At 31.0% G+C, this 23837-nt stretch carries 19 protein-coding genes, 4 tRNA genes, 2 pseudogenes and 1 riboswitch; of the genes and pseudogenes, 14 read left to right on the forward strand and 11 right to left on the reverse strand.

Annotated features, from left to right (window positions below; genetic code table 11):
• The first annotated feature begins 2 nt into the window (after positions 1 to 2).
• Positions 3 to 75 (forward strand) — tRNA-Gly (locus G0Q09_RS01230).
• Between the two features lie 191 nt (positions 76 to 266).
• On the opposite strand, the gene G0Q09_RS01235 is transcribed toward G0Q09_RS01230, so the two are convergent.
• The 8 genes and pseudogenes from G0Q09_RS01235 to G0Q09_RS01265 form a co-directional block, all read right to left on the reverse strand.
• Positions 267 to 578 carry a DUF3817 domain-containing protein gene (locus G0Q09_RS01235; protein WP_219033714.1) on the reverse strand — a complete coding sequence of 104 codons (312 nt, stop codon included), beginning with the start codon at positions 576 to 578 and terminating at the stop codon, positions 267 to 269.
• A 655-nt stretch (positions 579 to 1233) separates the two neighbouring features.
• Positions 1234 to 2331: a glycerol dehydrogenase gene (locus tag G0Q09_RS01240; RefSeq protein WP_219033715.1), complete on the reverse strand. Its 1098-nt coding sequence runs from the start codon at positions 2329 to 2331 to the stop codon at positions 1234 to 1236.
• 284 nt (positions 2332 to 2615) lie between these two features.
• Positions 2616 to 4106, reverse strand: a pseudogene (locus G0Q09_RS01245) (DHA2 family efflux MFS transporter permease subunit); the annotation flags it as partial.
• Between the two features lie 51 nt (positions 4107 to 4157).
• Positions 4158 to 4739, reverse strand: a pseudogene (locus tag G0Q09_RS14910) (glycosyltransferase family 2 protein); the annotation flags it as partial.
• A gap of 2 nt (positions 4740 to 4741) precedes the next feature.
• Positions 4742 to 5257 (reverse strand): HEAT repeat domain-containing protein, encoded by a 516-nt coding sequence (locus G0Q09_RS01250; protein ID WP_219033717.1) that lies wholly within the window; start codon positions 5255 to 5257, stop codon positions 4742 to 4744.
• Positions 5258 to 5260: 3 nt separating this feature from the next.
• Complete coding sequence (locus tag G0Q09_RS01255) at positions 5261 to 5806, reverse strand: hypothetical protein (protein WP_219033718.1); 546 nt, start codon at positions 5804 to 5806, stop codon at positions 5261 to 5263.
• Positions 5807 to 5810: 4 nt separating this feature from the next.
• A complete protein-coding gene (locus tag G0Q09_RS01260) occupies positions 5811 to 6167 on the reverse strand; it encodes a response regulator transcription factor (RefSeq protein WP_180905097.1) in 357 nt (118 codons plus the stop codon).
• An 11-nt stretch (positions 6168 to 6178) separates the two neighbouring features.
• Positions 6179 to 10102, reverse strand: coding sequence for a response regulator (locus G0Q09_RS01265; RefSeq protein WP_219033719.1), 3924 nt, complete (start codon positions 10100 to 10102; stop codon positions 6179 to 6181).
• Between the two features lie 146 nt (positions 10103 to 10248).
• On the opposite strand from G0Q09_RS01265, the gene G0Q09_RS01270 reads away from it, so the two are divergent.
• The 4 genes from G0Q09_RS01270 to cobC all read left to right on the forward strand — a co-directional run bounded on the left by G0Q09_RS01270 (position 10249) and on the right by cobC (position 13418).
• Positions 10249 to 10872 (forward strand): hypothetical protein, encoded by a 624-nt coding sequence (locus G0Q09_RS01270; RefSeq protein WP_185144211.1) that lies wholly within the window; start codon positions 10249 to 10251, stop codon positions 10870 to 10872.
• Positions 10868 to 10981: riboswitch (cobalamin riboswitch) on the forward strand. Its footprint overlaps the gene before it by 5 nt.
• 102 nt (positions 10982 to 11083) lie before the next feature.
• Positions 11084 to 12103 (forward strand): nicotinate-nucleotide--dimethylbenzimidazole phosphoribosyltransferase, encoded by a 1020-nt coding sequence (gene cobT, locus G0Q09_RS01275; RefSeq protein ID WP_038333038.1) that lies wholly within the window; start codon positions 11084 to 11086, stop codon positions 12101 to 12103.
• Positions 12097 to 12873 (forward strand): adenosylcobinamide-GDP ribazoletransferase, encoded by a 777-nt coding sequence (locus G0Q09_RS01280; RefSeq protein WP_038333036.1) that lies wholly within the window; start codon positions 12097 to 12099, stop codon positions 12871 to 12873. Before cobT ends, G0Q09_RS01280 begins: the two co-directional genes overlap by 7 nt.
• Entirely contained in the window at positions 12858 to 13418 is a 561-nt protein-coding gene (gene cobC / locus G0Q09_RS01285) for an alpha-ribazole phosphatase (protein ID WP_219033720.1), read from the forward strand. Before G0Q09_RS01280 ends, cobC begins: the two co-directional genes overlap by 16 nt.
• 1 nt (position 13419) lies before the next feature.
• Here cobC and G0Q09_RS01290 read toward each other — a convergent pair whose 3' ends face one another.
• Entirely contained in the window at positions 13420 to 14136 is a 717-nt protein-coding gene (locus G0Q09_RS01290) for a DUF2071 domain-containing protein (protein WP_038333029.1), read from the reverse strand.
• Positions 14133 to 14465, reverse strand: a complete 333-nt coding sequence (locus G0Q09_RS01295) for a hypothetical protein (RefSeq protein ID WP_219033721.1) — start codon at positions 14463 to 14465, stop codon at positions 14133 to 14135. The genes G0Q09_RS01290 and G0Q09_RS01295 overlap by 4 nt, the downstream gene beginning before the upstream one ends.
• A 143-nt stretch (positions 14466 to 14608) precedes the next feature.
• Between G0Q09_RS01295 and G0Q09_RS01300 the strand changes: the two genes are divergently transcribed.
• The 3 genes from G0Q09_RS01300 to G0Q09_RS01310 all read left to right on the forward strand — a co-directional run bounded on the left by G0Q09_RS01300 (position 14609) and on the right by G0Q09_RS01310 (position 14896).
• Positions 14609 to 14681, forward strand: a tRNA-Gly gene (locus G0Q09_RS01300).
• Positions 14682 to 14713: 32 nt separating this feature from the next.
• A tRNA-Leu gene (locus G0Q09_RS01305) sits at positions 14714 to 14797 on the forward strand.
• 26 nt (positions 14798 to 14823) lie between these two features.
• A tRNA-Gly gene (locus tag G0Q09_RS01310) sits at positions 14824 to 14896 on the forward strand.
• Between the two features lie 118 nt (positions 14897 to 15014).
• Here the strand turns inward: G0Q09_RS01310 and G0Q09_RS01315 are convergent.
• Positions 15015 to 15326, reverse strand: a complete 312-nt coding sequence (locus G0Q09_RS01315) for a DUF3817 domain-containing protein (protein ID WP_219033722.1) — start codon at positions 15324 to 15326, stop codon at positions 15015 to 15017.
• Between the two features lie 138 nt (positions 15327 to 15464).
• On the opposite strand from G0Q09_RS01315, the gene G0Q09_RS01320 reads away from it, so the two are divergent.
• The 6 genes from G0Q09_RS01320 (at position 15465) to G0Q09_RS01345 (ending at position 23811) form a co-directional block, all read left to right on the forward strand.
• Entirely contained in the window at positions 15465 to 17063 is a 1599-nt protein-coding gene (locus G0Q09_RS01320; RefSeq protein WP_257467997.1) for a BamA/TamA family outer membrane protein, read from the forward strand.
• 234 nt (positions 17064 to 17297) lie between these two features.
• Positions 17298 to 18491 (forward strand): C1 family peptidase, encoded by a 1194-nt coding sequence (locus tag G0Q09_RS01325; protein ID WP_219033724.1) that lies wholly within the window; start codon positions 17298 to 17300, stop codon positions 18489 to 18491.
• Between the two features lie 113 nt (positions 18492 to 18604).
• A complete protein-coding gene (locus tag G0Q09_RS01330; protein ID WP_219033725.1) occupies positions 18605 to 20173 on the forward strand; it encodes an NAD(P)/FAD-dependent oxidoreductase in 1569 nt (522 codons plus the stop codon).
• Positions 20174 to 20243: 70 nt separating this feature from the next.
• Positions 20244 to 20450 (forward strand): hypothetical protein, encoded by a 207-nt coding sequence (locus G0Q09_RS01335; protein WP_125349604.1) that lies wholly within the window; start codon positions 20244 to 20246, stop codon positions 20448 to 20450.
• On the forward strand, positions 20450 to 20827 hold the full coding sequence (crcB, locus tag G0Q09_RS01340; protein WP_125349605.1) for a fluoride efflux transporter CrcB: 378 nt from the start codon (positions 20450 to 20452) through the stop codon (positions 20825 to 20827). The genes G0Q09_RS01335 and crcB overlap by 1 nt, the downstream gene beginning before the upstream one ends.
• 71 nt (positions 20828 to 20898) lie before the next feature.
• Positions 20899 to 23811, forward strand: coding sequence for a M16 family metallopeptidase (locus G0Q09_RS01345; protein WP_219033726.1), 2913 nt, complete (start codon positions 20899 to 20901; stop codon positions 23809 to 23811).
• Positions 23812 to 23837 lie beyond the last annotated feature (26 nt).

Below are 23837 nucleotides of genomic sequence, written 5' to 3' on the forward strand. Positions count from 1 at the left end.
ACGCGGGAATAGCTCAATTGGTAGAGCGTCAGCCTTCCAAGCTGAATGTTGCGAGTTCGAGTCTCGTTTCCCGCTCATAAAAAAGCCGAAGAAAATTTTCTTCGGCTTTTTCTATTTAGAGTCTGTTTAAATTTATATTGCAAAAATGTTTATAAGTTATTTTTTAGTGAATAGAGGCAAATTTTGTAGTGATAGTGATTTACTATCGTTAAAAATTTAACGAATATGCAGCAAAAAAGAAGTATAAACAAATTATCAAATGAATTTTAATTCTCTTGCTCCTCTAATATTTTCTTATACTTCTTCCCTTCTATAAATTTTTTCTCAGCCCAAATTGTCCCACCTGGAACAACTCCAGCAAAAAAGAAAATAAGAAATATCGTCATATTCCAATTATACTTCTCCTTTACCAAATAAAGAACCGCAACATATAAAAGAAATAAAACACCATGTATTTTCCCTGCATAAGGAACCCAAGACGGATCATCAAAAATATATTTTAAAGGCATAGCTATAAAAAACAATACAACTGCAGATATAGCTTCTACATATCCAATAATCTTAAAGAATTTCAACATTACTTTTAAATTTTTAAAAACAAAAATAATTTTTAAATATTAGACTACTACTATACTTCCCAATAATTAAAAATACTCTAAATAACTTCACACATTATAACAAAACAATAAAACACTTTTTATTACCATATTATTTCTCATTTCTTTCTAAATATATTCTTGGGCAATCCCTACGGGTCGCGCTATTCATTTCAATCTTTTATAAATAAGCACGAAAATGATAACAAAGTACAGTTTGTTACCTATTTAAAAAAGGATTTACATTACTATCGCTATTGCATGTTTAGATTTTGAAAAATTAAGAGCTTATTTAAAATTCATCTAATAATTTGTTTATACTATTTTTTGATAAAAATGAATAGAATATGAAGAAAAATAATTCCTTAAAATAGGAATATATATAAGATAAAGTTGTTTGCTTTTGTTAGTTCTAAATAGAACAATTCATAAACTTTTATAAGAATATTACTTGGATACAAATTCTTTGCCCATAAAACTTATTTTAAATTATTGAATATAAGTTATAAAACTTCGTATTTAACTGTATATAAGAGACACACTAAATATAAACTATTCTATTTACTTCCAAACGAAAAAATAAATAAGCTCGCTTGGTTCAAGCGAGCTTATCTAATTATAAAATATTAATAATTAATTATTTAATTGAAGTGCTTAAAAGATCAAGACCTATTAAAGCATTTGCGATTTGTTCTGCTGTAAAATTAGGGCTTAGATTATGCAATGTATCATTTTCATCATTTGCTTTTTCTCCTATTTTCACTAATTCCTTATAATCCAATTTATCAAGATGCATTTCCTTTAATGTAGTAGGCATATTAATTGAACGATAGAATTTAATATACTTTATAATTTCTTTATCCGAACGAGCTTCAAGAACCATTTGAGTAAGTGTACCATAGGCAACTTTTTCTCCATGTGTTAACTCATGTATCTTTCCAGAAACAGCAGTAAAACCATTATGAATAGCATGAGCTGCTGCTAGTCCTGCGTTTTCAAATCCCAATCCCGAAAGTAAAGTATTTGCTTCTATTACAGCTTCTACAGCAGGTGTCACTATTTTCTTTTCAACTGCTTTATAAGCGCTATATCCATATTCTAATAATGTTTCTTCACAAACTTTAGCAATAGCTAAACCTGCTATACTTTGTTGTCCACCAACCATAGATTGTGAATTTGTACGATTTACAGCTTTTGCTTCTACATATGTTGCTAATCCATCTGCTATACCCGATGCAAAAAAGCGAACAGGAGCTTGCGCACAGATATAGCTATCTACAAACACTAAATCAGGGTTTTTTCTGTAAAAACGATAATCTTCAAAAATACCTTTATCAGAATAAATAACGGACAATCCACTAGTAGGAGCATCTGTAGATGCTAACGTTGGAACGATAATAACAGGTAATTTCAAATCATCAGCAATAGCTTTGGCAGAATCAAGTGTTTTTCCTCCACCTAATCCTATAATCATATTGACATTTTTTTCTTTTGCAATATCTGAAAGTCTAGAAATTTCCTTTTTTGAAGATTCTCCTCCAAAAATTTCATAATGGTATTCTACTTTTTCTTTGTCTAACGATGAAGCGATACTCTTTTTAACAAGTTTCCAAACAACATCATCCGCAATTAAAAATGCTTTTTTACCAAATGGAACAATATGTTCACCTAATTCTTCAATAATGTTCATTCCCTGAATATATTTACCTGGGGAAGAAAAAATTATTTTGTTCATATTTTTAAGTTTTCAACAAAGTTAAAAAAAATAATGTTAAAACACAGTTAAAACACAGTTAAAACACAGTTAAATCCTTTAGTGTTTTCAATATAAAAACACACAATATCAGTTATTTAGAAAATAATAATTTGATAAAATCATAGATAATAGAAGTAAATAAAGGTGTCATCTACATTAATAAAAATTCAAGATAACAATAACAGTGATATTCTATTTTGTATAAAAAAGTCACAAAGGACATAACATCCTTTGTGACTTTTTTATATGAATATTAATATTTTTTAGTGTCCTGCACTAATTACTCTTCCTGCTCCTTTTTTAATAAAGAACAAAATGAATGGAATACACACAAGAAAAATAATTCCTAAAAATAGGAATACATCCATATATGTAAGTACAGTTGCTTGTTTTGTTACTTGTAAATCTAACAATTCATAAGCTTTGGCAAGTGCATCGTTGGGTGCAAAACCTTTACTTATGAAACTCATTTTTAATTGCTGAATATAAGTTTGAACTTCATATTTAGTTGTATCTAGATGAGATACTAAATTTAAGCGATGTCCTACTGTCCAACGAGAAATAAACGTTGTTATGATTGCAATACCAAATGAACCTCCTAATTGACGCATCATTCCAGTAAATGCTGCACCTTCACCTATTTGTTGCCCTTTTAAACTAGACAACGACAATGTTGTAATTGGTACAAATAGTAATCCTAAACCAACTCCACGAACTACTAATGGCCAAAAGAAATGTTCTGAGCCTGTGTCTGGTGTAAGAATGTTATATGACCAAAAACTATAACAAAAAAAGATAAAAAATCCTCCTGCAACAAGATATTTTGGTTCTACACCTTTTTGTAACATGGTTGCTATAATTGGCATCATAAAGGCTGTCATAAGCGAAGATGGTATCAATAACAATCCTGCATCTGTTGCTGTCCATCCAAGGATAGATTGTGTATAAATTGGAATAACAAACGTAGAACCGTATAATCCGAAACCTAAAATAAAAGACAAAATAGTACCTATTGCAAGATTACTATCTTTTAATACTTTTAGGTTTACAATTGGGTATTTAAATACTAATTGACGCCATATAAATAATATAAATCCAAAGAAACAAGTTATAGTCAATATCAAAATTGTACTATTGGAAAACCAATCGTCTTGCTGACCATGTTCTAATACATACTGTAAAGAACCTACAGAAACAGCTAACAAAATGATTCCAATAAAATCTACTTGATTCAATTTAGATTTCTCTGCATATTTTGGACTTTTAACATACGAAAGTGTTAGTAATGTTGCTATAATACCAATTGGAATATTGATATAGAATATGTAGGGCCAAGACCAATTATCTACTATATATCCCCCTAATGGAGGACCAAGTGTAGGGCCAACAATTACTCCCATACCATATATAGCTTGTGCTAACCCACGTTTTTCTGGTGGGTAACTTTCTGTAATAATTGTTTGAGACGTTACTAATAATGCTCCACCTCCAAGACCTTGAATAAAACGAAAAAGAATAATTTCCCACATTGTTGATGCATTTCCACAAAGAAATGATGCAACAGTAAAGATAATGATAGATGTAGCAAAGTAATTTCTTCTTCCGAATTGTTGGGATAGCCAACTTGTCATAGGAACTACAATAACATTGGCAATTGCGTAAGCTGTTACAACCCAGGCAATATCGGTTAATGACACACCTAAACTACCTTTCATATCATTCATAGCAACGTTAACAATTGTAGTATCTACAATTGTACAATTATTCGCCAAACGAATTACGCCTCCACATGCAATTACTTTTGCTTTTGCTTCATCCATAAACGGTTTTGCTAGCTTCAGAATCGCATCTTGTTCTAAAATACAATCGACATCAATACAAACAATATAATCGTTTGCTGCAATATTAATTCCGACATTTAGCGCATCCGATTTTCCTCCATTTACTTTGTCAACAATAATTAATTTCTTGAAAACAGGATTTGTACTTTTATAAATTGCATTAATTGGTTTCGTTTCTATATTTCCTTCAACGAAATAATCAATTTTAATCAAATCATACGCTTCAATTAATCGTTGCAACGAATCATCTTTGGAACCATCATTTACAATAATAATTTCGAGTTGATTGTAATACAACGACAACAAAGAACGCACGTTCTCCACAATCGTTGCACCTTCATTATAAGCGGGCGCAATAAGGCTAAAAGTTGGCGCATTTGGCGATGTTGCAATAAGCGAATAATCTGTAAAACTGTTTTTTCGTATATAAGATTTTATCGCTCCTTTTGCATAAAAACCTATCCATCCATAGACTAAAATTAATAGGATTGAATAAAAAAGGAAGCCGTAAATAAAAAAATCGAAAGCCGTTTCTAGCCAATTCATGATTAGTTTTCTTGGATAATTTGATTAATAATTTGTTTTAATTCAGGAGAGTTTGATTGATGTGCAAGTTTTTGTAAATTGGTTTTTGAACAACAATTATTTAACGCTCTTACACTTGCTTTTTTGACAGAAAATGATGGATTTTCCTTTGCTTGAGTTTCTAAAAATGTGTTATTTTCTGGATTTGAGATTTTTTCTAAAGCTTTTAAAATTTGAATTTGAAACTTTTCGTTACACGTTTCATATTGCTCAATCAATAATTTTGATGTTGAATCATCTTCGATTCTGACTAATGTTTTAATCGTTTCTTCCACAACTTTTTCATCAGAATCGTGCAAATTATCTGCAACCAAATCGTGCATTTGCAACAATTGAAACTTGCGAATTAATTTCATTGTTAGAATTTTCACACTTTGATTAGGTGATTTCAACCAATTCGAAATTATGACATAAACCTCATCAAGATTTGGTAAAATTGTAATTGCATCCAACAATTTCAACTGTTGCCAATCCGTCAATTGCTATTGTAAATTATCCAAAAAATATAAACCTTCGAAACCAGCAAATTTCGTTAAACCATATTGCGCTTCAGATCGTACTAAATCATTTTTATGTTGTAACATACTTTTGATTTTTGGTAAAGTTTCAACATGATTCATCGTCGTAACTTCTTGTATTGCCTCGGCTATTTCATGATTTTTTTGACTATTTAATTTCTGTAAGGATATTTTTTTTAATTGATAATGGTCAAATAAATTTTGAATACTTTCTTTTGAATTTCCAGAAAAATTTTGTTCCGCTTTTAATAATTTTTTGATAAAATAATGTTTGAATGAACTTGATTTCAAATAATCCGTAAAATCAGTATTCGAATTGGATTGCTCATCCAAAATTGTTTCATAAATTTCTTGATCAATAATAGCATTCCACTTATTTTTCTTTGTAATGGTTTTATATTCAATTATACTTGTCAATAACGTATAAATAATTGTCAAAAAAAGTAAAATAAGTAGAACGTAGATTCCTACGATTAACTCGGTATAGGTTATAATTTGTAGGATAATCATGCTTTTATTTTAGTAATTTCTTCACGCGAACAGACAATTCAATAGGGCTAAATGGTTTCACCATAAAATCATTTGCACCCAAATTAAATGCTTCCACCACCACATCTTCTTGCCCTAAAGAAGACAAAATAATCATTGGTGTTTCGGAATTCTTACTTTTTCTAACAGCACTAATAATCTCCAAACCAGACGCAAAAGGCATCATAATATCGGTAATAATCAAATCAATATCTTCAGTCTCAATCTTACTGATTGCTTCTTTTCCATTTCGTGTTAAAACAACTTTGTAACCTTCTTTTTTCAGTTTGTGCTCAATTGTTTTTAAAATCAATTCATCGTCTTCGGCAATTAAAATCTGCATAATATTGGTTTTTAAATATTTTTTAAATAGTTAATAACTAATTCTATTTCGGTTTTTACTTTAATAATCAGCTGGTTTTCTTGTAGGTAATTGATTGAAGTTGATTTTTCTATTTGTTCGGTTAAATCAGCCAAAATTGTTAGTCCAGCAGTTTTTGCTGTTCCTTTTACTTTATGACCTAATTGATTTAATCCTTCTAAATTTTGTTTGTTGAAATAAGTTTCAAATTCTTGTACAGATTTTTCTAACTCATTAATAATTATTTCTATAAACATTTTTCTAAACGATTCGTCGTCTTTCGTATAATTATTTATCATAGAAAGATCAAGGTGATTTCCAAAATCGTTGGTTTCATTCTTTTCTTTTTTAGAAAAATCTAACCATTTTTCTAGGACATCAAAAATATCTTTTTCTCGAATTGGTTTTGCTAAGAAATCATTCAATCCAGCATTAAGACATTTTTCCTTTTCGCCTTTTACATTTCCCGCTGTCACTGCAATAATCGGAGTTTCTTGAAAATTGTTTAATAAACGAATAACCTTAGTTGCTTCAATACCATTCATTTCTGGCATTTGAATATCCATCAAAATTAAATCAATCTTATTTTCTTGACAAATTGATACGGCTTCCGCTCCATTCGCAGCCGTATACAAAATAGAATTTGGTGCAATATTTTTGATAATCTGCTGATTTAAAGCCATATTAACTAAATTATCATCAGCAATTAAAATATGAAATTGTTTCGAAAAATCTTGCGAAATTTCTTCTTGATTTTCAATTTCTATGGTTTGAATTTCTTTCGAATCAATAATCGTTTTACGCAGCGTATCAAACAATTCTTCCGACTTAATTGGTTTCAATAATCGCGAAGTAATTCCCAATTCTTTTGCTTTCTGAATTAGATATTCATCCTCAGAAGAACTATGCAATAATACTAAAGGAATTTTTGTATTCTTAGTTACAAAATACTCTTTTATTTTCTGAATTGTTTCTAAACCATTTAAAACTGGCATGTGATAATCCATCAAAATAACATCGTAAACATTGCCATTCAAAACTTTCTGAAGCGCTTCCATTCCATTGTTCGCAATATCAGACGTTATATTTTTGAACTGCAACATATGCTGCAAAATCATTTGATTACTTTGATTATCATCTACAATCAACACATGATTTATTTCTTCCAAATGATCAAATTGTTGCTCAATATTATATTCGTAATCAACTTCTAAATCAAAGAAAAATGTAGAACCTTTATCTATTTCGCTTTGCAATTCTAGATGACTTCCGAAATAATTTAATAACTTATTCGAAATTGTTAAACCTAAACCAGTTCCTCCGAAACGTTTACTAACAGTACTATCCTCTTGAGTAAATGCATCAAAAATCTTGACTTGTTTTTCTGGTTTTATACCAATTCCTGTATCACGAACAGAGAATCTCAATTTTGCTTTTTCTCCTTTCACAATTGGTTCAACTTGACTAATTTTTAGTTCTATTTCTCCACTATCCGTAAATTTCACAGCGTTTCCAAGTAGATTAATTAGCACTTGTTTCAATCGAGCTTCATCAATCCAAATAAATTGAGGTAAATTATTATCTATATTCAACAACAATTCAATTTTTTTGTTTTCGGCTTGATAAAGAATCACATTGATTACTTGATTTCCTAACTCGAACAAATTATTTTTTTCTATCGAAACATCCATTCGACCCGATTCAATTTTAGAGAAATCTAAAATATCATTTATTATTGACAACAATGAATTTGCAGAATCATTAATAAAATTCAAATATTGTTTTTGAGTCGGATTAAGTGGCGTTTTCAACAATAAATCAGAGAAACCAATCACACCATTTAAAGGTGTTCGAATCTCGTGACTCATATTGGCTAAAAACTCAGACTTTGCCTTACTAGCGATATCCGCATTCTTTTTGGCTTTTTTAAGTTCTTTATTTTTCTTGACAGATTCTGTTATATTTTGCGAAAACATAATCAGACCACCAATCTGTTTTTTGTTGATATACCACGGATGAATCGCCCACGAATAGTGTTGATCTGTATCATATTTTGGTGTACGATAAATCATATCTTCATTCGAATAATTTTCGCCTTGCAAACAAGCTTCATAAATCGCTTTTCTTTCTGCTGGAACATTGTACATTTCGTAATGAGATTTTCCGATCACATTTTTCTTTTTTATCACAAATTCATCACACCATTGATTACTCAAAGTCAGATAATTCATTTCATTATCAAACATAGCAACAGAAGCAGGTACGTGATTAATAAATGTTTCGAAAATAGCTTTTTGTCGAGCCAACTCTAACGTATAACGTTTTCTCTCATTAATATCCTGAAAAATTCCAAAAACGCTAACACATTCACCATTTACAAATTCTGGAATTCCTTTGCATCTTACCCAAATTGTTTTTCCATTTTGCGTAACGATTTGCAATTCCATATCATATTCAATCCCTTTTTCTACGGCATCTCTAAAGGCTTTCTTGATTTTTGGATAACTACTTTTAGCTTCATAAAAATGAAGTGCAGTTTCTACATTTGGTTCATAATCTGGTTCAACTTCGTGGATTTTTTTCGTCGTATCTGCCCAAATTAATTTTTGTTGAATCAAATCATATTTCCAACCTCCAACATTTGCAACTTCGTATGTATGATCTAACAATTGACGAACACGATTAAGATCTCTTTCCAACAAAGTTCTTTGCGTCATATCCACCGCAGTGCTCATTACAACAGGATTTCCTTCGTTATCTTTGTCCAAAATATTGCTGTATAACCAATATGTCAACGAACCATCTTTCTTAATCAAACTCATCAATCCAGAATCTTGCTTTTTACTCAAAATTGTTTCGATATAGGTTTGATATTCTTTTTGATTAGCTTTTGGAATTAAATTTTTCAGATTCAAATCTTTTGCTTCACTTTCTGAATAGCCCATAGATTCTAATCCCGTCTTATTTATCGACAAAATATTTCCATCCAAATCGTGAATCGTCATCAAACCAAGCGAAGAATTGAAGAAATTTCTAAACTTACGTTCGCTGTTTTCTAATTCTACTTTTTTCGAATTTTCTAGCGTGATATCTCGACCAAAGAAAAAGATTTCGTTATCAATTTTTAAATTCGATTTTGTGTACCATTCCACCAACTTCTCTTCTTGAGATTCAGGAGAACACATCAAACATTTAAAATTGATAGAATCTGTATTATTTTTAAGATTTGATAAATAGGTATTGACTTTCGTTTTATCCTTTTCAGCAACAAAATCTATAAAATTTCTTTCTACAATAGGAAATTCTTTTTTCATCCCCAAAACCTCTTTGAAAGCAGGATTTATAGATTTTAAAACACCATTAATATCAGCAACTCCAATCAGATTATTAGATATTTTATAGATATTTTGAAAGTAAGCCGCATCTTTTTTGCGCTTTTTACTCACCAATAATTTGGTAATATTTTTCCCAAGTTGAATCAATAAATTACGTTGTTTTTCGTCCAACGTTCTTGGATAATGGTCGTTTACACATAATGTTCCCAACGCATTCCCATTGTCATCAATCAACGGAACACCAGCATAGAACTGAATATTTGCAGCTTTTACACCAGCAATATTTTTTGCAGGTTCAAATTTCGTCACATCATCAATCACCAAAATTTCATTTTCTACCAAAGAAAATTGACATATTGTTTGTTGACGCGGAACAATATCTACCTCGATTCCACAATTTGCTTTAATCACTTGATAGTTTTCATCAAAAACAGAAACTAACGCAATTGGCGCATTACAAATCAAACTCGCAGCATTTGCAAAAACCTCTAATTCTTCGTCTTTATCATGTTCTTGTAAATTATAATCGTAAACCGCTTGCAATCTTTGCTTTTCGTTCGTTGGGATGGGAAAATTTTTCATTAAAAATTGATCTTATTTAATAGGAAAGTAGAGGTGGTTAAAGATATTACATAAATCCAAATATTCTAAATCAATTATTTCTAAAAATAAAACCAACCTTTTTATTCATAAAATCATCTCTATTATAAATCTAAACTTTAAAAAATATGAAAATCACAATTCCAATTCCTTGCAAAGAGAAATTAACAAACGAAAATTTCTGTGCAAAATGTCAACATAAAATCACTGACTTTTCTAATTTGACAAATGACGAAATTTCGAATGAATTTCAGAAAAGCAACGTTCATTGTGATATTTTTCATCCAAGTCAATTAGGTCAAAATCTTTTTAAGAAAACGATTTCTAATGTCATGATTTTTTCTGCTTTTGGGTTATTAAATTCATGTACAAATGGACAGGATAAACCAAATTGTAAAGAACCTTTAGTTGCAAAAAATGATTCAATTCACAAAGAAAAAATAAAATTCAAAATAAAAGTTAATTTTGGAAATTCTAACTTAGAAATCAAAACATATCGTTTGTTAATTAATGATGAATTAGTAGAAAGTAAATTAAACGTTGGCGAGGAATATACAATACAATTTGAGACTTTAAAAAATACTGAACTTAACCTAAGATTAGCTTCAAATGAAATAAATTCAGAAGTTTATAAATCTTATTCATTTAAAAAATTTCCGAATAAAGTTAATTTAAACACTTCTGATTTTGAAGAGCAAGTCGTTTTGATGGGAGATATAGTGATTGATGAAAATTTTGTCCCAGAAAAATAATTTATTACCTTGCTTGCACAAAAGGGAATCGAGTGCAAATCTCGAGCTGTCGCGCAACTGTAAGTAGAGAAAAACTATAAGCCAGACCACTTTTTAGATGATGCTTTCGCGATTGAAGCTCAATCAAAACTACATATATTTTTATTATTTGTTGAATTGATTGCACTTGATTTCGAAAGCATTTTTTTATTAAAATTTAGTTTAGTATAAAATGCAAAAAGAAGAAATTCAACACATTATTGATCTTAAAACAAAACCGCTTGGAGCTTTAGGTTTATTAGAAAAAATCGCACTTAAAATTGGTTTGGTTCAGCAAAAAAATCATTTAGAATTAATAAAACCTCATCTAATCGTTTTCGCAAGCGATCACGGAATTGCACAATCTGGTGTTAGTGCGTATCCAGCAGAAGTTACGCCTCAAATGGTTTTAAATTTCCTAAATAATGGAGCAGCTATTAATGTTTTTTGTAATCAAAATGAGATTAATTTAACGATTGTTGACGCTGGTGTAAATTATGATTTCGAGGATTATTCGGTTTTGAAAAATTGTAAAGTAGCCAAATCAACCAAAAATTTCTTGCACGAACCTGCAATGACCTTAGATCAATTGGAACAATGTTTTGATTATTCGAAGACAATTGTGAACGAAATCGCTCAAAATGGAACAAATATTATTGGTTTTGGCGAAATGGGAATTGGGAATACCTCTTCTGCATCGATGCTTGTACATTATTTGACCGATTTACCGCTTGAACAATGTGTAGGACGTGGAACAGGTTTGAATGATGAGCAATTACAAAATAAAATCAATATTCTAAATCAGGTTAAAAATACACATAGGAAAATTACTGATCCAAAAGAAATTTTAGCCACTTTTGGAGGTTTTGAAGTTGCTCAAATGACAGCTGCAATGTTATCTGCTTATGAACATAATATGTTGTTGATGATTGATGGATATATTGCTTCGTCTGCGATTTTGGTTGCGTCTAAATTAAACCCAGAAATTTTAAACAATACAATTTTCTGTCATCAAAGTGATGAATCTGGACATCAATATTTATTAAATTATTTCAACGAAGAACCAATTCTGAACATCAATTTGCGAGTTGGTGAAGGAACGGGGTGTGCGTTGGCTTATCCAATTATCAAAAGTGCGGTAAATTTCTACAATGATATGGCGAGTTTCGAATCTGCAGGCGTGAGTAACAAAGAAACTGAAGTGAAATGCTAAAAAAAGAAATCGCTTATTTTTTAACCGCATTGATGTTTTTTACGCGAATTCCGATTCCGTTCAAAATTCCATATAGCAACGAAATCATGAATCAATCACAAAAATACTATGCAGCGATTGGTTTATTGGTTGGCGCTTTTAATGCATTGATTTATACAATTTGTCAATTTATTTTACCTATTGATATTGCTATTATTATCACAATGATTACAAGCGTTTTACTGACAGGAGCTTTTCATGAAGATGGTTTCACCGATGTTTGCGATAGTTTTGGAGGCGGTTATGGCAAAGAAAAAATCTTGACAATTATGAAAGATAGCCGAATTGGAGCTTATGGTGTAATTGGTGTTATCTTATTGTTGTTATTGAAATTCACATCACTTCAACATATTGCAGAAAATAATTTTTGGTTGATGATTTTCAGCTTGATTGCAGCACATTCGGTTAGTCGCTTTTTTTCTGGAATGATGATTTATACACACGAATATGTGACAGATATCGACAAAAGTAAATCAAAACCGATGGCAAATAAAGCACTTCCAATAAAAAATCTTATCATTAGTTTTCTTTTCTGTCTTGTGCCTTTTATTGTTTTTGGCGAATGGAAATTCTTGTTGATATTACCACTTTGTTACATAGGAAAAGTTTATTTGGGCTGGTATTTCAAAAAATATATTGGTGGATATACAGGCGATTGCTTGGGAACTGTGCAACAAGTTACCGAAGTTTTGTTTTATCTTGGCGTTTTAATTCTATGCAAGTTTCTGTAATTCGACATACAAAAGTTAATGTTCCTTCATCGGTTTGTTACGGACAAACTGATGTGGAATTAGCTGATACTTTTCATCAAGAAGTAGTACAAATTCATACTAAGATCGAAAACGACTTTGAGATAATTTTTTCAAGTCCACTGAGTCGCTGTCAACGATTAGCAGAAACTTTCTCGAATGAAATTATTTTTGATGAACGATTAAAAGAATTCAATTTTGGAGATTGGGAAATGAAATCGTGGAACGAAATTCCTTCGGAAGAAATAGAACCTTGGTACGCCGATTTTGTCGAAACTAAAACACCAAACGGCGAATCAATGCAAGATATGTCTACGCGACTTTTTGATTTTATGGAAGAGTTACGAAATACTCAACACGAAAAAGTGCTGATTGTTGCACATGGTGGAATCATCCGTTTGATGTGGTGTTATTTGTTGCAAATACCAATCAAAAATGCATTCAAAATACCTATAAATTATGGTGAAATGTTTCAGTTTAATTTAGGAAAAACAAATGAGGAAGATTTTATTTTAAGGAAAGAATAAACTACAAACATTTTATCTTTTCTAACGACTTCCATTCATGTTCGATATTGGTCATCAAAATTGCGTTATCAAACTGAACAGAACCTTTTGGAAAGATTGTTTCATCTTCAAAAAAACTTGATTTCACATGTAAAACTTCCAAAGGTTCTACTCCCCAATTATAGGTTTCGAGTTTTAGACCTTCAAAATTATTTCCATTTGGAGAATAACCGACAGAACCATTCTCGAAGAATTTTGAAACTTCATCCAACGTTTCGAAAATCGAATTAGAATTAAATTCAACAGATTTTTTAGCATCAATTTCAATTCGTGTATCGTCAGAACTCGTGAAATCTAAATGATAATTATCGTTTTCTTCTATAACATTAAACTTCGCAAAATAATGTTTACCAGGAAAAACTCGACCACCAACAAGTGTATTCAATTTTAGAGAAGTATCTCTCCTCGGGATATATACACCTTCTTTTGTCACGCCATTTTCTTCCCATTCAACCGCGATTCGATGCGCTGCATTTTCAGAATTCACTCCTACAAAATCAGGTAAACCTTTTGGTTTTATATCTTTTAATCGAATCAAACAGATTCCAGCAATTGCTTTTCCTTTGTACAATTTTGGGCGAAAAGGTTGAGGTAAAATCTTCTCAATATAGTGTAGTTCTACACAAAAATTGATTAACATTCTACGTTCTATAATACCATGAATTTTGGGGATTTTCATAACTCTATTTTATTATTTTCAATAAATTCATTAATAATTGATTTGAAATTTCTTGTTATATCAAGCTCTAAAATATCTTTTACTGACATCAAGCTTTCTATTTTCCAAGCATTATTTATAGAATTATATGAATCTAACTTAAAAACTAAATTTTGATAAAAAATATCGTCTCCAATTTCCATTTCAACTTTATTTATAAAATCATTTATTGTAATTGATTCCACAGGCCAATCATTTTCCGCATCAAAAAGTTTAATTGCAATCGTAAAATCTACTTTTGACTTGAAATTATTTCTTTCAATTAGTATAGATAACTCATCAAATGTCATTCAAATTATATTTCCCCCTAATTTCTCAAAAAAAATCAACAAGTCAAATATTTCAAAATTAATTTATTAGAAAAAAGTTGTAAAATTTATTCGAAAAACACTTGCAAAAGTAATATTAATGACCTTATATTTGCACTCACAACGCGGGAATAGCTCAATTGGTAGAGCGTCAGCCTTCCAAGCTGAATGTTGCGAGTTCGAGTCTCGTTTCCCGCTCTTTGAAATATTAAATTCAAAAATCAAATTTTGCCTTGGTGGTGGAATTGGTAGACACGCAGGACTTAAAATCCTGTGTCCATTAGGACGTGCGGGTTCAAGTCCCGCCTGAGGTACTTTTTAATTTGATTTGAAAATTTACGCGGGAATAGCTCAATTGGTAGAGCGTCAGCCTTCCAAGCTGAATGTTGCGAGTTCGAGTCTCGTTTCCCGCTCTGTAAAAGCCGAAGATTAATCTTCGGCTTTTTTTATTTAGAAAAATTTGATTCCTAAAACATAAAAAAACCTCAAACAATCACGTTTAAGGTTTTACTTTTTTATCTAATCGTTGTCTTATTTCGCTTCTTCAGCCAACATTTGTTTATATTTTTTGCCTTCGATTAATCTTTTTTCTGCCCAAATTGTTCCTCCAGGAATAACTGCTGCGATAAAAAAGATCATAAAAATTTTCCAAGACCAATTGTATTTTTCTTTCAATAAATAAACCAATATAATATAAGCTATAAACAATCCTCCGTGTACGCGTCCTGCGTATGTTACCCATGTCGGATCTTCCCAAATATATTTCATTGGCATTGCGATAAAAAACAAAACTATCGCAGAAATAGCTTCTAAATATCCAGTAATTTTAAATAATTTCAACATTCATCTTAAATTTGAAGTCAAAAATAATTTTTAATTTCCACATGAACACTAATAGATATCAGTAAAACAAATACTTAACATCTATTTTACACGTTATTATAAGCAACAATGCGATTTTTAGGCTACATATTCTTCTTTTTGATCCAAACTATTTTACTTTTTGGACAAGAAAAAACATATCATTTTTTACGATATAATGATGATACAAAATCGTATACAAAAGATTTCGAAAGCAAAAATCTTGATTCATCTTTAGATTCGCTTCAAAAAACAGGTTATTATACTTTGACGATTGATTCGATAAAAAATGAAAAAGTTTATCTAAATAAAGGAAAATTGTACCAAACAATTTGGGTGAAAAACAATGAATTGTTCGAAAATAAAAATAATTATTTCCCAACAAATAATTTAGATTCTATTCTAAATAAAATAGCAACAACCAACACTAATCAAGGTTATCCGTTTGCGCAAATAAAACTTGTTCCAAATGGTTTTGAACAAAATGAACAGAAAATTGAATTGGTTTTAGACAAAGGAAATCTGCGAACAATAGATGGTGTAAAATTGGTTGGTTACGAAAAATTATCCAAAGGTTATTTGCGTCATGGACTCAATATAAAAACTGGCGAAGTATACAATGAACAGAAGTTGGCAACAATTTCGACATTAATGCAACAAACCAATTATATTGCAGAAGCGCAATTACCACAAACTTTATTTAAGCCTGATTCTACGATTTTATATTTGTATCCTCGCAAAGTAAATTCAAATTATTTTGATGGTGTTTTAGGTTTTGGAACAGATGATAACGGCGATTTTAGATTGAACGGAAATGTACAACTTTCGTTGAACAACGTGTTCAATAGTTTGGAAGAAATCAGGTTAAATTGGATTGGAACAGCAAATAAAAATACGTCGTTGAATATTGGTGTTAAAGTACCTTATTTGTTCAAATCTGCGATTGGTTCGGAAACGAATTTCAAGCTTTTCAAACAAGATTCTGTTTTTGTGAATTTAGATTTTTCGGAGCGATTATTTTATCAACTCAACCTCAACTCGAATATTGGTGTAAGCGGAATTATACAATCGTCTAACTTTTTGTTGGAAGATGATTCCTATCTAAAATCGAGCTACGACGATTATTCGAAAATTGGTTTTGGTTTGAGTTATCACTATTTCCTGAAACATCCTTTTCGTTTGATGGAAGGAAAATCTATGTTGAATGTTGTGGTAAATTCGATTCGTAAAAAGGAAAAGAATTTTTCGTGGACAGAAGATTTGGAAAATAAAACCGTCAATCAAATTGAAGTTGGTCTAAAAACATTTCGTTTATTCGAATTGTCCAAAAAACATTTCTTAAAAGCTGGTGCAGAATTTAGAGGTTTGCTCACGAAAGACGATGATTTCTCCGAAAACGAATTGTACAGAATTGGTGGTTTCGGAAGTTTTAGAGGTTTTAACGAAGAAAGTATTACAACAAATATGTACGGATTTTTGAGTGCAGATTATCGTTTTGTTCCAAGCGAAGCATTCTATATTGGACTTTTCGCCGATTATGGTTTTATAGATAACAAACGCGCAAATCTGAATACGTCTTTGTTAAGTTTAGGAACTGGAATTTCTTTTTTAACTAAAATGGGAATTTTCAATTTGAGTTATGCAGTTGGTAAAACAGACGAAACTTCATTCGATTTTAAAGAATCTAAAATCCACTTTGGGATATTAAGCCAGTTTTAAAAAAACATTACAAAGTTTATTTATCTGTAACCTACATTTATTTAAATCATATCTGTTTGTAATGTCCGTAAAGAAACTTTTATCACAAACAAGTCTGTTTTAATTTACCAAACGTACTGTGTGAATGAATACTAAGAATTTTTATTAAAAAAACTTTAAATTTTTATAGGTTTATTGTTAACATTTTCGTGAAATTAGCTACTTATAAAATACTCACACAAAATAAATTTAAAAATGCGTAAAATTTTTTATCCAGTTTTAGCTTCAGCTTTATTTTTAGCTTCAGCTCAATTGGTGTCTGCACAAGACAATTTAGTTAATTCTTTGAACAAAAATGTTAGTGAAAATAGTAAAGAAGCTTTCAAATTTACTGACGTTATCAATTTAGCTAAAACTCCAGTAGAAAACCAAGGTTCATCAGGAACTTGTTGGTCATATTCAGGAAATTCTTTCTTCGAATCAGAAATGTTAAGAATGGGAAAACAACCTATTCAATTGTCTCCAATTTTCAATGCGAGAAATACATATGTTGAGAAAGGAAAACAATATGTTCGCATGCACGGTGCAACAACTTTAGGTGACGGAGGTTCTTTCTATGATGTTTTGAATACAATCAAAAAATACGGAGCTGTTCCAACTGAAACTTACACAGGTTTGAATTACGGAACAAAAACAAATCAATTTGGTGAAATGGCTGCAATTCAAGAAGGAGTTTTGAAAGCGGTTGTTGCAAATCCAAATGGTAAATTAACTCCAAACTGGGAGAAAGCCTATACAGCTGTTTTGGATAGCTATTTAGGAGAATATCCAAAAGAATTCACATACAACGGAAAAAAATACACACCACGTACATTTGCTGATCAAGTGATAGGAATTAATCCAAACGATTATGTTGCGATTACATCTTTTAAAGATCACGACTATTACAAACCGTTTGTATTAGCGATTCCTGATAACTGGGCGTACGAATCTTTCTACAATGTTCCGATGACAGAGATGACTGATAACATTGATTATGCTTTGAAAAACGGATTTACAGTTGCTTGGGCAACAGACGTTTCTGAAAAAGGATTTAGCTGGAAAAATGGTGTAGCGTATGTACCAGAAGTTGATTTTGCAGATATGAATGCGCAACAAAAAGCAGATATGTTCAAAGGTCCAAAACCAGAAAAAGTAATTACAGAAGATATGCGTCAGGCTGCTTTTGATGATTACCAAACGACTGATGACCACGGAATGCACATTGTTGGTATTGCAAAAGATCAAAACGGAAAAGATTACTACATCGTGAAAAACTCTTGGGGTTTAACTAACGATTACGAAGGATATCTTTATGTAACAAAAGCTTTTGTTCAGTACAAAACAACAAATATTTTAGTTCATAAAAACGGTGTTCAAAAACAAACGTTGAAAAAATTAGGATTATAATCTTAATTTATATAATAATGAAAAGCTGTCTTATGAGACAGCTTTTTTTGTTTAAAAACGAATATTTCAAATGGTTTGATGTACTTTTGCAGTCTAATTTTTAGTCAATAAATATGCCTCAAAATGTAACAATACGCATATCTCCTACAGAAGCTGCAAACGAGAAACTTCTGAAACAACGTTTAGCATCTGCTGTTAAAACAAAACCAGAGAATATCAATGCTTACCAAATTATTCGTCGCTCTTTAGATGCACGAAGCCGAAATATTATTTCCCAATTACAAGTCAATGTTTTTGTAAATGAAGAATTCTCTGATGCTTTCGAGTTTCATCCAAATCTTCAAAATGTAGAAAACAAACACGAAGTTTATATTGCTGGTGCTGGTCCTGCTGGATTATTTGCTGCGTTAGAATTAATAGAACAAGGTCTAAAACCAATTATCATCGAGCGTGGTAAAAATGTTCGTGATCGTCGTCGTGATTTAGCAGCAATGAATAAAGAAGGAAAAGTAAATCCTGAATCAAACTATTGTTATGGCGAAGGTGGCGCTGGAACTTATTCGGACGGAAAATTATATACGCGTTCTACAAAACGTGGAAACATTCTGAAATCATTGCAATGGTTTGTCCATTTCGGTGCAACAGAGCGTATTTTACAAGAAGCGCATCCACATATCGGAACAAATAAGTTACCTGGGATTATCGCCAACATGCGCGAAGCAATTATCGAATGTGGTGGTGAAGTTTGGTTTGATACAAAACTAACGGATATTATCATCGAGAATAATCAAATCAAAGGAATTGAAATTAATCATGATAAAAAAATTAAAACTTCTTCTTTGATCTTAGCAACGGGACATTCGGCTCGTGATATTTTCAGAATGTTAGATGAAAAGAAAGTTTTAATCGAAGCAAAACCTTTTGCATTAGGCGTTCGTGTAGAACATCACCAAAGTTTGATTGATTCTGCTCAATATCATTGTCCAATCGGAACAGAACGCAACGAATTTCTTCCGCCAGCCTCGTATTCATTAGTTTCTCAAGAAGCAGGTCGCGGCGTTTTCTCTTTTTGTATGTGTCCCGGTGGAATTATCGCGCCCGCATCTACAGACGAAGGAGAATTGGTAGTAAATGGTTGGTCACCTTCTAAACGTGACGGATTCTTTGCAAACTCGGGAATGGTTGTAACAGTTGATGAAAAAGATTTTGCTAAATATGGTTTTACTGGACCTTTGGGTGGAATGAAGTTTCAACAAATGGTCGAGCAAAAAGCGTGGCAAGTTGGTGAAGGTAAATTAAAAGCTCCCGCACAACGAATGACTGATTTTGTTTCAGGGAAATTATCCAATTCATTAAATGATTGCTCGTATTTACCAGGTTTAACATCAGGTTTATTGAGCGAAGTTTTACCAAAAGAAGTTCATCAATCTTTGAAATTAGGTTTCCAAACATTTGGTAAAAAAATGAATGGTTACTATACCGAAAATGCAAATATTGTGGCAACAGAATCAAGAACTTCTTCGCCTGTTCGTATTCCGAGAAATGAAGAAACCTTAGAACATACGCAAGTTGCTGGTTTATTTCCTTGCGCTGAAGGAGCTGGTTACGCTGGTGGAATTATTTCTGCCGCAATGGACGGAGCAAAAGTTGCAATTGCTGTGAAGAATTTTATCGGAAAATAGTTTTATATTTAATACTCAAAATAAAATACAGATGTCAAGCTGAACTTGTTTTAGCTTCACATCTTTAGGAATGATGAATTTAGAAAAAGTAAATAATTTCAAATTTTTATTGATTTCAGTAGTACTGATTTTGATAGGTTATTCAATCAACTTAATCGGTTGGAATATTGGAACAATTACAATTGCTTATTTTGGATTAGGTTTATTCTTTTTAGGAATTATTTCATTCATCATTTTACTATTTTTAGCTTTAATTAAAATTGTTAATAGAATTTAATGAATCTCTTAAAATCTATACTATTTGTCGGTTTAGGTGGCGCTTTTGGTAGTGTTGCAAGATTTTTAATTTCGTACGGAATCGGAAAATATTATTCACAACCTTTTCCATTTGCTACGTTTTTGACAAATATTATCGGTTGTTTTTTGATTGGCACTTTATATGGATATTCAATCAAAAATGGTTTAGGAAATACCTATTTCAATTTTTTACTGATAACTGGATTTTGTGGAGGTTTCACGACATTTTCAAGTTTTTCGTATGAAAATTTCAACTTAATTCAACAACAAAATTACATCACACCAATTATTTATATTTTTTTGAGTGTACTCATTGGTTTACTCTTTACAATGATTGGTTTTAGATTAACAAAATAACTCTATATCGAAAATAGTTTTCTCTTATTCGTTTTAATGTATTACTTTTAAGCAACTTAAAAAATTAATACATGAGGAAATCTATTTTGATCTGCGGAATCATTTTTGGTTCTGTATTTACTCACGCACAATTAAAAACAGTGAAAAAAACTGACAATAAAGGATATACCTACGAAATGGTAGAAAATGATCCTTCGAATACAAGAATTTATACGCTAAAAAATGGTTTGAAAATCTATTTGGCTCAAATAAAAGACGAACCAAGAATCCAAACTCATATAGCTGTAAAAACAGGTTCTAACAACGATCCAGAAGACAATACTGGTTTGGCTCACTACTTAGAGCATATGGTTTTTAAAGGAACTTCTAAAATTGGAACACAAAATTGGGCTGTTGAAAAACCTTTGATCCAACAAATTTCAGATTTATACGAACAGCACAAAGCAGAAAAAGATCCTGCAAAAAAAGTAGAAATCTATAAAAAAATTGATCAAGTTTCGCAAGAAGCATCCAAATATGCTGTGGCAAACGAATACGATAAATTAATTTCATCTTTGGGAGCATCAGGAACTAATGCACATACATCTTTAGAAGAAACAATTTATCATAATAATATTCCGAATAATGAATTAGAGAAATGGTTAACAGTAGAATCTGAGCGCTTTAGTGAATTAACTTTACGTCTTTTTCATACTGAATTAGAAGCCGTTTACGAAGAATTTAATCGTTCACAAGACAATGATGGACGTTTAGTTTTTTATAAAATGATGGAAACATTGTTTCCAAAATCGCATTACGGAACACAAACAACTATTGGAACTTCAGAACATTTAAAAAATCCATCAATGGTTGCAATTCATAATTATTTCGATAAATATTATGTAGCGAGCAATATGGCTGTGATGTTGATTGGTGATTTCGATTTTGATACGGCTGTTCCAATGATTGACAAATATTTTGGAAATTATGCTACAAAAGCAGCTCCTGCACAATATGTTGCAAAAGAAGAGTCGATTAAAACAATTGTAACAAGCGAAGTTTTTAGTCCATCTTCGGAACGTGTTCAGTTTGCTTACCGTTTTAACGGAGCAAAAAGTTCTGATGCAAAATATGTAACATTAATTGATTATATTTTAAGTAATTCTACAGCTGGATTAATCGACTTAAATATCAATCAACAGCAAAAAACATTAGGAGCAGGAAGCTCTTCTTCTTTCTTTAGAGATTATGGTATGCATTCTTTTTCTGGATCTCCAAAACAGGGACAAAGTTTAGAAGAAGTACGTGATTTATTAATTGCTCAGATTGAAAAAATCAAAAAAGGGGAATTTGATGATTGGATGATAGAAGCAGTTGTAAATGATTTAAGAAAATCTCGTATGAAAAGCTGGGAAAATACTCGTTCTTTAGCAGCAAGTTTGTACAAATCATATATCAATGATGTTCCTTGGGCAGAAGTTGTCGATCAATACGATGATATGGGTCGTGTAACAAAGCAAGAACTAATGGACTTTGCAAAGAATAATTATACGAATAATTATGTAATTGTTTACAAACGTCAAGGTGAAAACAAGGATTTGGTACGTGTTTCGAATCCTGGAATTACGCCAATTCAATTGAATCGTGATGCTGAATCTACTTGGTACAAAGATTTCATGAAGATTAAATCAAGTGAGATTAAACCAGTTTTTGTTGACTTCAAAAAAGAATTGAACGAAAGTAAAATCAAGAATGCAAAATTCACTTCGATTCAGAACAAGACAAACGATATTAGCTCTGTTTACTATATCGCGGATATGGGATCAGACAATAACAAAAAGCTTGGTTTAGCGATTAATTACTTAAATTATTTAGGAACGTCCAAATATTCGCCAGAAAACTTGAAAAAAGAGTTTTATAAAATTGGTGTTGATTATGGAGTTAATCCTGGTACAGAAAGAACTTCTGTTTATATCACAGGTTTACAAAAGAACTTAACAAGCGGAATCAAATTATTTGAACATCTTTTAAGTGATGCCGTTGCAAATAATGAATCTTACCAAGAATATGTGAAAACAATCTTGAAATCAAGAGAAAATTCAAAAAAGAACAAAAACGTGATTTCTTCTTTGTTGAACACTTATGCGCAATATGGACCAAATAATCGCTCGAGAGATATTATTTCTGAAGCTGATTTGAAAGCTATTGATCCAAAAGAATTAACGCAAATCATCAAAGATTTCTTTAATTACAAGCACCAGATTTTCTATTACGGAAATAATGAAGCGGAAACGAAAAAAGCAATTGAACAAAATCATAATTTCGGGAAAAATTTAGATTATCCTAAGAAAAAAGAATATCCACAACCAGCTACAGATGGCAAAGTATATTTTGCTCCTTACGATATGGTACAAGCGGAAATTAATTTCTTTGCTCGTGATACTAAATATGATCCAACTTTGTTGACATCTACAGGAATTTTCAATGAGTATTTTGGTGGAGGTTTGTCATCTATCGTTTTCCAAGAAATTCGCGAGTCTAAATCATTGGCTTATTCTGCTGGTTCTTATTACATTAATGCAAATAAAAAAGATAATTACAATTATGTAAGAGCTGTAATTGGAACACAAGCAAACAAATTGCCACAAGCTGTTGACGCAATGAAAGAATTAATGAATAATATGCCAAAAGCAGAAAATCAATTCAATAATTCTAAACAAGCAGCACTTAAGCAAATCGCTACAAGTCGTTATACAAAAGCAAATGTGTTCTTTTATTGGTTATCATTACAAGATAAAGGTCTAAATTATGATATCAATAAAGATATTTACGATCAAACATCTAAATTAACATTAGAACAATTGGATCAATTTTTCCAAAAACATATCAAAGGTCAAAACTTCAATGTTGGTTTAATTGGTAAGAAAGAAAACTTAGATTGGCCATCTGTTGAAAAACTTGGACAAGTAAAAGAATTAACGTTAGAAGAGTTGTTTAACTACTAATAATCAAACACATAAAAACAAATAAA

Source organism: Empedobacter falsenii, assembly GCF_019308355.1.
GTDB lineage: Bacteria > Bacteroidota > Bacteroidia > Flavobacteriales > Weeksellaceae > Empedobacter > Empedobacter falsenii_B.